Annotated in this window: 7 protein-coding genes, 1 tRNA gene, 1 pseudogene and 1 riboswitch; of the genes and pseudogenes, 2 read left to right on the top strand and 7 right to left on the bottom strand. The window is 66.9% G+C overall.

The genetic code is table 11. From position 1 onward, the window contains the following. The first annotated feature begins 1 nt into the window (after nucleotide 1). Both K1X41_RS10380 and K1X41_RS15720 read left to right on the top strand, forming a co-directional pair. A complete protein-coding gene (locus K1X41_RS10380) occupies nucleotides 2–622 on the top strand; it encodes a GNAT family N-acetyltransferase (RefSeq protein WP_220174547.1) in 621 nt (206 codons plus the stop codon). 111 nt (nucleotides 623–733) lie between these two features. Beyond that, a complete protein-coding gene (locus K1X41_RS15720; RefSeq protein ID WP_258566436.1) occupies nucleotides 734–3,067 on the top strand; it encodes an MMPL family transporter in 2,334 nt (777 codons plus the stop codon). 306 nt (nucleotides 3,068–3,373) lie between these two features. On the opposite strand, the gene K1X41_RS10365 is transcribed toward K1X41_RS15720, so the two are convergent. The 7 genes and pseudogenes from K1X41_RS10365 to K1X41_RS10335 all read right to left on the bottom strand — a co-directional run bounded on the left by K1X41_RS10365 (nucleotide 3,374) and on the right by K1X41_RS10335 (nucleotide 11,946). Further along, on the bottom strand, nucleotides 3,374–4,084 hold the full coding sequence (locus tag K1X41_RS10365) for an MgtC/SapB family protein (RefSeq protein ID WP_220174546.1): 711 nt from the start codon (nucleotides 4,082–4,084) through the stop codon (nucleotides 3,374–3,376). Between the two features lie 529 nt (nucleotides 4,085–4,613). Further along, nucleotides 4,614–4,781, bottom strand: a riboswitch (M-box (ykoK) riboswitch). Between the two features lie 572 nt (nucleotides 4,782–5,353). After that, nucleotides 5,354–6,831, bottom strand: a pseudogene (locus K1X41_RS10360) (phytoene desaturase family protein). Next, nucleotides 6,812–7,048, bottom strand: coding sequence for a YegP family protein (locus K1X41_RS10355; RefSeq protein WP_220174545.1), 237 nt, complete (start codon nucleotides 7,046–7,048; stop codon nucleotides 6,812–6,814). Before K1X41_RS10355 ends, K1X41_RS10360 begins: the two are co-directional and overlap by 20 nt. A 331-nt stretch (nucleotides 7,049–7,379) precedes the next feature. Beyond that, a tRNA-Ser gene (locus K1X41_RS10350) sits at nucleotides 7,380–7,471 on the bottom strand. Nucleotides 7,472–7,579: 108 nt separating this feature from the next. Continuing rightward, entirely contained in the window at nucleotides 7,580–8,941 is a 1,362-nt protein-coding gene (locus K1X41_RS10345) for an LCP family protein (RefSeq protein ID WP_220174544.1), read from the bottom strand. 111 nt (nucleotides 8,942–9,052) lie between these two features. After that, the gene (locus tag K1X41_RS10340) at nucleotides 9,053–9,487 is read right to left on the bottom strand and encodes a helix-turn-helix transcriptional regulator (protein ID WP_220174543.1); all 435 of its coding nucleotides are present in this window, start codon (nucleotides 9,485–9,487) and stop codon (nucleotides 9,053–9,055) included. Continuing rightward, nucleotides 9,484–11,946: a hypothetical protein gene (locus tag K1X41_RS10335; protein WP_220174542.1), complete on the bottom strand. Its 2,463-nt coding sequence runs from the start codon at nucleotides 11,944–11,946 to the stop codon at nucleotides 9,484–9,486. The genes K1X41_RS10340 and K1X41_RS10335 overlap by 4 nt, the downstream gene beginning before the upstream one ends. Nucleotides 11,947–12,011 lie beyond the last annotated feature (65 nt).

Below are 12,011 nucleotides of genomic sequence, written 5' to 3'. Positions count from 1 at the left end.
TGTGAGCACACCCAAGCTTCCCGTCCGATTGGCCACCGTCGCGGACCGCGCCGCGATCACGCGGGTGCTGGTCCCAGCGTTCTGGGACGATCCCGTGTGGGGGCCGATGTTCCCCGCCCCAGATGAATCGGAGCGCCGCCAGCAGGCGAGCGGCTTCTGGGATTTCATGGTGGGCGAGGCCTTGCACTACCCCGACACGTACGTGGCGGTGGCGCCAGATGGAACGCTGGCTGCGGTGGCCGTCTGGTATCCCCCGGGTGCCGCTGAGATCCGGGAGGAAATGCTGCCGGCGTACGACGCGCTCACGCTCGAGCTCCTGGGCGCTGCAGGCGCAGCCGCAGTGCACGACTCCGGGGAACGCTTTGACGCAGAGCGACCGCGGCAGCCGCACGCGTACTTGAATTTCCTCGCGGTCGCGCCCGAATGGCGTGGGCACGGGATCGGTATGGCGCTGCTCAGGGAAACTCGGGCACGCTACGACGCGGCCGGGATTCCGAGCTATCTGGAGTCGACGAACCCCGGGAACGACCTCAGGTACGAACGCGAGGGGTACCGCCCCCACGGCACTGTGGTGTTCGCCGACGGCGGCGCAGCCACCACATTCTGGCGCGACGCACCCTGATCCGGCTCTGGATGCAGAGCACAGTCCACCTGCGCCATCATCCATTCGGGTGATCTGAAGGTCATCCTCCGCGCCGATGTTTCGCCCGCCCCACCCTGGTGGAGTGAGAGCATGGCACTCACACCAGCGCGTAGGCGCTTCTCGGACAGGCTGACCTCGCGCAGCGGCGCCTGGATCTCACTCGGAATAGTGGTGATGATCCTTGTGGGGCTCTTTGGAGCCTTCAGCTCAGCTCAGGCCCCGGCGCGCAGCGCAGCGGCTCCCGTGAACTCGGAATCAACTCACGTGTCTGAGCTCCTCCAGCAGTTTCCTGGAGCTGATCGCCAGTCAGTGCTCGTCGTGGCGACCCGGGACGATGGTGCGCAGCTTTCAGATACCGATCTCGCGGATCTCGACTCGCTCCGTTCAGTGCTCGACGACACCGGCGCCGCCCAAGCTTCGGGACCGCTCCTGAGCGAGGATAACGCGGCAGCCCTGCTCGTCGCGCCCATCACCGTGGGCGAGGACAACACGGAGACTTCGGCCACCATTGAGGGGATCCGCGCGGCGCTTGCTCAGGCACAGCCCGCTGGGCTCCACCTTCAAGTCACCGGTGGCCCAGCCTTCGGCGCGGATATCGCTGCCTCGTTCTCGGGGGCGAACTTCACCCTTCTCATCGTCACCATGCTGATCGTTGCGCTGCTCTTGATCATCACCTACCGCTCCCCCGTACTCTGGCTGGTTCCCCTCATCGTCGTGGCACTCGCAGACGGGCTTGCCGGGCGTATCACGGCCGCAGCAGGATCCGCGTGGGATCTCCAGTTCGACGCCGGAATAATCAGCGTGCTCGTCTTCGGAGCCGGGGCGAACTACGCGCTCCTCCTCATATCCCGCTACCGTGAGGAGCTCCTCCTCAGCGAGGACCACCGGGTGGCGCTCAGTATTGCCTGGCGCAAGACCGCGCCAGCGATCCTCGCATCCAACGTCACCGTGGTGCTCGCACTGCTGACACTCGTTCTCGCCGCCATTCCTGGCACCCACGGCCTCGGTGTCGCATCCGCGCTCGGTCTCGTGGTCGCCCTCGCAGCGGTGCTGTTCGCTTTGCCGCCACTCCTCGCAGTGTGCGGGCGGAAGCTGTTCTGGCCGTTCGTGCCGCGCCCCGGGTCGTCCCGCCCCCAGGGACGGGTGTGGCGGGCCGTCGCCGAGCGCGTGATGCGTCGTCCGCTCGTGAGCCTCCTCGCGGGGCTCGCAGTGCTCAGCGTCATGGCAACCGGCCTGTTCGGCACCGCCGTCGGCCTCGATCAGACCGCGAAATTCCGCGTCGAGTCCGAATCCGCTGCGGGCCTGAACACGCTCTCCGAACACTTTCCAGCGGGCGAAGCACAGCCAATCTGGGTGGTCACCAACAGCGCAGAGGCGCCCCAGGTACTCGCAGCGCTCGAGCGTGTGCCGGGAATCGTGCGCGCCCACCCCGCGGGTACGACGGCGGGGTCTGATGCAGGCTCCGGATCTGACGCAGGCTCCGTGCCCGATGCCAGCTCTATGCCCGATACAGGCTCCGTGCCCAATGCCGGCTCCGCGCCTGATGCCGGCTCTCTGCCTAGTGCCGGTGTCGCCCCAGGTACCGGATCGGACGGCGACTCCGGGGCCGAGACGGAGGCTGGATCCAAGGCTGGATCCAGCGGTTCCCGGTCCCAGCCTGGTGCCGAGTCCGGATCCGGAGCCGAGTCCGAATCCGAGTCCGGTGCCGGATCCGGCAGCACCGAGGGGCTCACCAAGATCATGGTGACGAGCGAGTTCGTGCCGAGCACTCCCGAAAGCCTCGCCCAGATCACAGCGATTCGGGCAGCGGTGCACACGGTGCCCGGCGCTGACGCCCGCGTGGGCGGTGCCGTCGCGACCGATGTTGACGCGCGCGACGGGAACGATCGCGACATGCTCCTCATTGCGCCCCTCGTGTTGCTCGTCAGCTTCGTCGTACTCACCATTCTGTTGCGCTCGCTCATCGCACCGATCCTGCTCCTGCTGGTCAACCTCGCAAGCGCCGTCGCCGCAATCGGGGCGGGAGCGTGGGTGAGCCGGATGCTCTTTGGGCAGCACGCTCTCGATCTGCAAGTGCCGCTGCTCGCATTCCTCTTCCTGATTGCGCTTGGGATCGACTACACGATCTTCCTCGTGCACCGCGCGAAGTCGGAGGTGGCGTCCATCGGCACTCGCGCGGGCATGGTGGAGGCAATTACTCACACGGGCGGTGTGATCACGAGCGCCGGGATCGTGCTCGCCGGCGTCTTTGCAGCGCTCGGGGTGCTCCCGCTCGTGACGCTCGGGCAGCTTGGCCTGATCGTGGGGATCGGCGTACTCGTCGACACACTGGTGGTGCGCACCGTGATCGTGCCGGCCCTCTTCGGCATCCTGGGCGACCGGATCTGGTGGCCCACTCGCGTGCCCGGGCCCCTTCGCCCGTGAATCGTTTCATGGGTCTTGTTTCGGGGCTTCACCAAGGGTGAAGGCCCGAACTTCGACCCATGAAACGATTCACCGCGCAAGACGGAGGGGGAGGGAGCCGGGGCGAGGTGATGTGAGGTGATGTGAGGCGATGGAGTGAGGGGATGACGGGAGCGGCGGGGTGACGGGAGCGGCGGAGTGACGGGGGCGGCGGGGTGTGCTGGATCGTGGGGCGGGGTGAAGGTGAGCGGGACGTGATGGGCGGGAGGAGGGTGAAGGTGGGCGGGACAGCGTGCCGTGAGGCGGGATCGGCAGAGCCCACCAGGCTCAGTCTTCGCCCTCAAACTCACGCGCCCGCCACCGCACGGAGGTCACCTCGGGCACGGGCACCACGTCCGCGATCGCTGCCTCGAACGCTGCGTCGCTGCGCTCGGTGGCGGTGAGCCGCGCGGTCAGTCCGACTTCGCCGGTGGCGAGATCATTCGCCTCAAGGGAGTGGACCGTAAACTCGGGCCGCTGCAACGCAGCCACAACCCGAGATCGGATCGGGACCTCGGATTCAGCAGCCGAGCGCACCACGAAGACGTACTCAGTTGTCACCGCCTCACGCGAGACCCGGTGGCCGCGTCGATCCAGCAGCCTCCCCAGCGGGCGCAGCACCACGTTCGAGAGCATGATCGCGGCGGTACCACCCACAGCTACGAGGATCATGCCACCCCCGGCGAGCGCCCCAACTGCCGCCGAAGCCCACAACGTCGCCGCCGTGTTGAGCCCAGACACCGAAGCCCCCTGTCGCATGATGACGCCGGCCCCGAGGAACCCGATCCCGGACACCACCTGAGCTGCCACCCGAGTAGGATCCGCGCCGGGACCCTCAAAGCTGAAGGCCCCCATGATCACAAACAGCGCGGCGCCCAAACTCACCAGCGCATTCGTGCGGAGTCCGGCCGTGCGAGATCGCATTTGCCGCTCAAAGCCAATGGCCGCGCCGAGGGATACCCCTGCAAAGATCCGGATCGCAAGGTCGAGTGTCTCCATGGGGAGCCTCATTTCGTCAGGTGTGAGTGCCGTGGTCCCTCAGCACGAGGGAACCAGCGGATGTCGAGATATGCGCCGCACCGAGCGGCGGGGCAATGGGGTACGAATGTGCGAGAGTTCCGAACCGAACGGCAGCGGTGATCAGCGGCTACGACGACCGAGGCGAAGGCGCGTGAGCGATACCGCAGGAGCGACGTCACGGGAGCAATACCGCCGAAGCAACGCCACGGAAGCAACGCCACAGATGCGTCGCCACGGGCGGCAGTGAGACCGGCGCCGGGAAGCACACACACGGTGGGACACACGAAGTGCCGCACGCCAAGTGCCGCGCGCGAAGTGCTCCGCGGTCAAAGCCCGGTCGCGCCCGGAGCTTCAGCCCGGAGCTTCAGCTGGGAGCTTCAGCGCAGGGCAACTCCATCGAAGGAGTGCGGGTCTCTGGGGATGTGAGATCGACTCGGTCCGTCGTTCACGAGCCACCTCCTCCACGTCAGCAGCGCTCCACTGGAGATGCGAAACCGTCGGTTCCGTCGAGACACCTCCACGTCAGAGCTTTGGCACTGCGTGACGTATCCGATATCGGAATCCGCTTGGGGCCGACCCTTAAGCCGGGAAGGCCTGTCCTCAGCCTGGGCGTCTCTCGACGTCGTGGGATGAGCGGACTGTGTTCACGCAGGAGCCTCGCCGAACGAAGCGCTACGCCCGGAAGTCTAGGCAGGAACACTTCGAAGCACAACCCGGATGCGCCGGTTGACATCCCTGGGACCGCCGCGCACACTGGAGCTGCGGGCACGAGTTCCGAGGTAGTAGCCTCGGTGGTCTAGCCACGGGGATGGGATTTCCTGGCGAAGGGCACCCCATGCATATTTCTGAGGCGACCTCGGTCGATGAGCAAATTCGAGCACTTCCGCTCGGCGAGCAGCGCGAGATCTTCGCAGCCGTTGCAGAGGGCCGAGCAGTGGCGGATCCGCGGCTCGCACCGTTCACCATCGCCTATGCCGTGCGCTGGCACACGTGCCTCGGGCCTTCCCTCTACCGCAGCCCCTGGTACCTTGCCGCAGCGCTCATGGGAACCGCGATCGCGTGTGCCACTGCTTCGTGGCCAGGCGCGCTCGTGGCTGCGGCAGCGTTTGCGATCAGCCCCCAGCTCACGCGGCGCAGGCGTGCACGAGCACAACGAGCCGAACGCCGCAACCGAGAGCTGCTGTGCGGTGCGAAGACGACGGGCCAGTCTGGAGAGACCGCAAGCGAGAGCTCCGGGACCTGGCCCAGCTACATCCCGAGGGCGGGGGCCTGCAGCCCGAACTCGTGGCGCAGCGCCGACTGTGCGGCGTACCATCCGGCGAGACCGTGCACGCCAGGCCCCGGAGACGTCGCCGATGACGCGAGATAGACGCCCCTCGCCGGGGTCCGCCACGGGTCGGTGTTGAGCGCAGGACGGGCGAGCAGCTGGCGCATTGTGATTGCGCCCGCGCTGAAGTCGCCTCCCACGTAGTTGCGGTTGTACCCGGCGAGTTGCGCGGCAGTGGTCACGGTGTGTGCCAGGATCCGGTCTCTGAATCCTGGCGCGAAACGTTCGATCTGCGCAATGACGGCCGGCGCGACGTCAACGTCTGAGCCTCGGGGCACGTGAGTGTAGCTCCACACGGCGTTCACGTCTGCGGGGTTCCGGCCGCTATCGAATGTGGTGGGCTGCGCGAGGAGCACGTATGGCCGCTCCGGGTGGCGTCCGTGGGCGACATCGAATTCGGCGGTCGCGAGCTGTGCCCGGGTGCCACCGAGGTGCACCGTGGCCGCGGCCGCAATGCGCGGATCCTGCCAGGGGATGGGGCCGTCGAGCACGAAGTCGACCTTTGATGCGGCATCGCCGAATCGGAAGCGAGACAGCGCCCGCCGGTAGCGTGCGGGGAGCACGTCCCCGCGATGCTGAGGAGTCCTCTCGTCGACGTGTCAAACAATTTGACGTCGTAGCCGTCGAGCTCGGCGATGCGATCGATGGGATGGTTCGTCTCGATCTGGCCACCGTGCGCGAGCACGTCGGCGGCGAGCGCGTCGGTGATCACGCGGGAGCCGCCCACCGGGACGGGCCAACCCCGCGCGTGCCCGAGCGCGCCCAGCACAATTCCCACGGCGGCGGTCGCGAGGTGCGGCATTCGTCCAATGCTGTGCGCAGCAACTCCGGACAGAAGCGCCGGGGCCGCGTCCTCGCGGAAGCGCATCCCCCACAGCGGGGTGCCCTGCTCCGCGGTGCGCAGCGCAGTGACGATCGCGGCGAGTGGGTCGCGCGGCCAGCGCAGCATGCTGCCGCCGAGCGCAAAGTCGGTGATTCCTTCGAGACGTTGCAGGAGCGGCCGATACAGGCGAGCATAGGCAGCGCCGTCACGGCCGAGCTCCGCCGCGGTGCGATCGAGATCACGGTAGGCGATGGCCGCGCGCGATCCCGCAGCCCCATCGAGCGGATTCGCGTACGAGGCCTCAGGGACCACGAAGTCAACGCGGCGCTCGATCTCAAACTGGCGGAAGAATTCGGTGGCAAGCGCCATGGGGTGGACGGCCGAGCAGACATCGTGCAGCACACCCGGTTGCACGAGCTCAGTGGTGCGAGTTCCACCGCCGATTGTTTCGGCGGCCTCAAACACAGTGACCGGGACGCCTGCGCGAGCAAGAGTGACCGCGGCGGCGAGCCCGTTGGGGCCTGCGCCGACGACGGCAGCACGCGCGGCGGTGCGCCTAGCCCTGGCAGTGCTCATGGCCAGATTGTATGGCACGTGACCGTGCCCGAAGCGAGCAATCGAGTTCAACAATCTCCGCAACCGACGCGTTCTGCTGCACCGAGGCGATGTCGTTGTGGGCTGCGGTGCGGGAGGAGTGGCCCTCGGACACCGCGAAGGATTCGCCGTTCCTGGCTCCCAGACGGAAGTGGTGCTCGCCGGCCGTATCGGTGGAGATCCCAAAGCCCGCAGCCATACCGTCCCCTCCGCTGAGCGTGTGCGCTCACCAGCGTGGCACAGTGCGGCGCAAAGCACCACACGCTCCTGCACACCACACGCCCCGGTGCACCACACGCCCCGGCTCACCACACACGGTGGCGCGGACTCTCGCGCGTGGCTGCGCGCAGGTGCAGGCGGTGAGCAGGCAGGGAGCAGGCAGGGCAGCATGCCGAAGTAAGAACGCCGAAGACGGTGCTTGTGAGCGCGCCATCTGTTATTCACTGCCCCACCGCGGAAATGCCGACATAGCCCCACCGCGGAAATGCCGAAAGCCCCCGCCTGGGCGGGGGCTTTCGGTGGTGTTCGACTGGCGGAGACGGGGGGATTTGAACCCCCGGTCGAGTTTAACCCCGACCCTTCATTAGCAGTGAAGTCCGTTCGGCCGCTCCGGCACGTCTCCATACGCGAACACCGTCATTCATCCTACCGGACCAATGCGGCGCGCAGGAAATCGACCAGCGCGCCGCGAGGGTCAGTGTCCGGATGAACACTCGACGCTGTCGTCGTTCTAGAACACCGTGCGTCCCGCAGAACACGCTGCCGTGTCGGCTTTGAGTCCCGTGATGTTGTCGGGCAGCTGCGTGGGCCCGGTGTCTTCGGTCGGGAGCGTCGCGGGGTCCACGGGGAGTCCGGTTGCCGGATCGACCGGAATACCGGTCGCAGGATCAATCGGGAACCCGGTGGTCGCGTCGATCTCCCAGCCGGTGGCCGGATCAATCGCCGGCGCCTCGGGTGTCGGCGCAGTCGTGGGATCAGCGGGAGCTGCGGGATCGGCCGCGTCAGCGCCTTCGAGCGCAACACCCTCGCCCACGCCGGTGACCTCAAACGGCTGGCCGCTCTTGAGGATGTCGAACAGCAGATCCGCGCTCTCGCGGTTCGGCGTCAGGCGACCCTCCTGGTAGGGGTGCGTCGAGCTCGGGTACTGCACGAAACTGATGCGATCCAGGTCGATGTCTTTGACGGTCCCGGCGACGGCCTGCAGGAACTCAACGCTGGCCATGTTCTTGGAGAGTGTCATATTCTCAATGCCGGCCTTTGCGAGCGCGTACACCTTCACGGGATCGGACAGCATGTCTGAATCCTTGAGTTTACGCACGAGCGCGGACATGAAGACCTGCTGGTTACTAATGCGGCTCGTGTCGCCGCCGTCACCGACTCCATGGCGGGTACGGAGGAATTGCAGCGCATCCCAGCCCTGCAGCGTGTTCATCCCAGCGGGCAGATCGAGGTCTGCTGCCGGATCAACGATTTCCTGAGTGAGGCACACGTCAACGCCGCCGAGCGCGTTGGAGACTCCAACTACGCCGTCAAACGTAATGAGCCCGGCGTACTGGATGTCCATGCCGGTGAGCTCGGAGATCGTGGCCGCGGCGCACGGCAGCCCCCCGTACATCATGGCGCTGTTCAGCTGCTGCTCACTCATCGCGGGGAAGTAGTCTGGCTCGCCGTTCGGCCCGGGGCAACTGGGGAACGGCACCATGAGGTCACGAGGCAGGCTCACGACCGTGGCGTTCTGATGGTCGGCTGAGACGTGCAGCAGGAGGTTCACATCATTGAGTTCACCCTCCTCGCCATCGTCCCACGACTGCCCTGCCCGGGTATCAGAACCTACGAGCAGGATCGTGAGCTCGCCGTCGATCGATTTTGATCCAGCACCGACCCCTGACGCTTCGTTGCCGAGATCAACGGTGTTCAGGTTCGAGACGAGCCCCCAGAACGCATACGCAACGGTCGCAGCTCCGGAGAGCGCAACAACGATCGTTACCGTCAGCAGAACGCGGAGGGCGTTCCCCCACGCGTTCGAGCGACGCAGCTTTCCGTGCCGCACGAATGATGGTCGTGCGACATCTCCAGCAGTGTTCTTGGCCATTCACAATCCAGTTCCTCGGGGACACCGCGAGACGGGCATCCGACGATAGCGTCCCAATTTACCGGACGCTACTGTATGCGACCTTTGAGCGGCATCGTTCGCGCCACTTTTTCAGCCCTGCGCCGGAACAACGGGCGCGGATCCGGCCCCGGCTCGATCCCGGGCGGCCCACACTCTGAGCTCGTCCCGATTCTCCACCCCCACTTTGGCGAACACGTTCGAAAGGTGTGTCTCAACGGTGCGCGCCGAAATATGCAACCGCTCAGCTATGAAGCGACTGCTGTGCCCGAGCGCCGCGAGGAGGGCCACCTCGCGCTCACGCGCGGTGAGTCCAGCGGCGGGTGGCAGCGGGAGCCAGACGCCGAGCTCGGCGAGCATGCGCACTTCGGGTTCGTCGGTATCCCTGGCCCCCGCGCCGGGCCCAGCCTCGATCCGCTCGATATGCGCAAGATACGCGCCTCCGAGTGGCGGGTCAACGTCCGCAGAAAGGGCGCGTACCCGTTCCAGCAGTTCAGGACGCACCGCCCGTGATTCGAACGCGATCACGTGCAGTGCCTGCAATTCAATGAGGGACAGCCCTCAGCGTTCGCCCACGCCGCGAGCCGCTCGGCTTCCACCATGGTGTCCGGGTCGCGCAGCCACTGCCGCGCGCGGAGCACCAGGAGCCTGCGGTGACCTCCGACGGCCTGCCCGATTCCCCTCGTGTGCACCGTGGCCGCCCGGATCGCACGCACCGCCCCATCACGCTCACCGAGGACGGCGAGTGCAAGCGCAAGCACGCTCTGGATCAGTGGCGCGAGCCCCCAGCTGTCATGGCGCCCCAGCCGGTCGAGCAGCCGCTCGGCAGCCTGGGTGGCATCAGCCCAGCGCCCCTCCTGCACCGCGATCAGCACGGCGCCCGCCTCCACAAGACCGGAGTAGTGCGCTTCAGCGTGCGCATCTGCTGTGGCCTCGGTGACAAGTTCTTCAAGCACCTGGCGCGCAGACTCGGTGCTGCCGCTCACCCAGTACCCCAGCAGCCAGGAGAACCCCTGCATGTCCACGAAATCGGGGCGCACACGCGGGCCGAGCCTGCTCAGCATCCGCGTATTCTCGGCGCTGGCAACTGCGCGGCCAAAGGCGCCCTGCTGGTCAAGGATCAGGGTGCCGATCGCACGCGCGGGCGAGCGCACCCACTCTGCTTTCAGATCGGAGGAGACCTCCGGTTCCGGAGCGGCGAGTGCAGCTTCGCGGAGTCGACCGGCATATGCAAGCGACTGCACTCTGGCGCTGCGGACTGCCTCAATGACGGGAGCGTCCTCGGCGGCGACACTGAGTTCCAAGCCCTCAAACGCAGCGAGCGCGATGTCGACATCGCCGTCATCCCACACGCCCTGTTTGATGAGCGTTGCCGCGATCCGCACGCGCAGCATCGGCGTCATCTGGGCGGCACTCTCAGAGCGATCGAGCATGTGCTGCATGATTCCTAGCAGCGGTCGCAAGCTTCGGGTATCCCCGATGAGGCGTGCCAGCCGGTAGGCCCTGAGCGCGGCCGCACCAGCCTGCATCGCATCTGCGCCAGGGTGCGCGGTCACGGCGAGGGCAAGATTGAGCACGAGACGCGGATCGCCGCCGCGCACCATGAGTTCGAATGCCGCCCAGAGCCAGCTGAATGGCAGGTCGTGCCCGCCCTCAATTCCAAACACCACGAGGCGCATCAGCCGCTCGGGTGCGTAGATCGGGTCGAGCGCGCCGAGATCGTCCGAGAGCACACGGAAGATCTGGTCGTTGAGTTGGATCCTGCGCACCGGCGACATGCCTGAGCGCAGCAACGACGCGAGGAGCGGATGGCCTGCGACGAGCGAGAGCCCCTCGGCGTGCGCACGTGACACCACGAGTCCGCGCTCGAAGAGGGCCGAGAGGCACGCGGCATCCACGCTGCGGAGCAGCACGGTCTCGGTCACTGGCTCGGCCAAAGCTACGAGTTCCAGTACTTCCAGCTCTTCGGGAGTACAGGTGCCGATGAGCACTCGCGCATACTCGCTCGGCACGTCATCGGTATCTGCGGTGGTCCACGCGGTGCCGCGGCTGCGGCGAAGCGCGCCTGATCCATCGCTGGAGAGCGCGAGGACGGCAAGTGCGTAGCTATTGCCGCCAGCTGCCTCGTGCCAACGCCGCAGCGTCTCCGCCTCGATCCGGTCGACCCCGAGCAGGGCACCCAGGTACACCCCCGCTTGGTGGAGATCGAGCGGGGCGACTGAAATCCGAGTGCGCCCTGCTCCGATCCCGAGCCGCTCAACCGAGCTCGTGAGCTGCCTCGCAGTTCCGATTGCGCGCATCCTCGGATCCCGCAGCACAATTTCGAGCACGCGCGCATCGTGCGGTGCGTAGAAGTCAACATTGGGGGCGATCAGTACGGCTTGCGAAGCTTGCGGGGCTTGCGGGGCTTGCGAAGCTTGCGAGGCTTGCGGGTGGACAGGGTCACGCGTGGCACTGGCTTCGCTCGCCTCAGACTCGGCGGAAGAATCGGCCTGCCATGTTGCTGCTTCGGCGTCGCGCCTGCCTTCCCTGCCCGTCCCCGCGTCGTCCCCCGCGTCGCCCGCCGCGTCGTCCCCCGCGTCGCCCGCCGCGTCGCCCACTGCGTCGCCCACTGCGTCGCCGAGGATCTCAGCGACGATTCGCATTGCGACCGTGGCTGCTTCGCCCTCACCAGCACCGGCGTCGGGGAAATCCGGAGTAAAGACGGAGGCGATGCCGCTCGTAGCGTGCGGCGGCTGCGGGAGCACCACCAGCCTGATGGGCTCCGCTACGGCGCGCATGAACGCGAGTGCGGATTCCTCGGCGATGGCGAGGCGACCGGTCCCCGCGTCGCCCAGCAGGACCACGACCGCACCCTGCGGGGCGAGCGCCTCGCTCACCCGCTCCAGGAGTTCCGGGATCGCGGCTGCGACACTCGCGCGCTGGCGGTCCAGGGCGATGGGGCTTCCTGGCGTTCCGGGCTCGGGGAAAGACTGGTTCAGCCGCATTGCCCCACCCCCGTACTACGTGCACCTATGGACTATGTACAAACATATTGTTGGCCCCGGTGCTC

It is taken from the genome of Leucobacter luti (assembly GCF_019464495.1).
Classification (GTDB): domain Bacteria; phylum Actinomycetota; class Actinomycetes; order Actinomycetales; family Microbacteriaceae; genus Leucobacter; species Leucobacter luti_A.
This window is presented reverse-complemented; position numbering and strand designations above follow the sequence as displayed.

Excerpts from the sequence above, each read along its gene's own strand:
- K1X41_RS15720 (WP_258566436.1), top strand. The coding sequence starts at position 734 with ATGGCACTCACACCAGCGCGTAGGCGCTTCTCGGACAGGCTGACCTCG.
- K1X41_RS10365 (WP_220174546.1), bottom strand. The coding sequence starts at position 4,084 with ATGGAGACACTCGACCTTGCGATCCGGATCTTTGCAGGGGTATCCCTC.
- K1X41_RS10355 (WP_220174545.1), bottom strand. The coding sequence starts at position 7,048 with ATGGCTGCGGGCTTTGGGATCTCCACCGATACGGCCGGCGAGCACCAC.
- K1X41_RS10345 (WP_220174544.1), bottom strand. The coding sequence starts at position 8,941 with ATGGCCAAGAACACTGCTGGAGATGTCGCACGACCATCATTCGTGCGG.
- K1X41_RS10335 (WP_220174542.1), bottom strand. The coding sequence starts at position 11,946 with ATGCGGCTGAACCAGTCTTTCCCCGAGCCCGGAACGCCAGGAAGCCCC.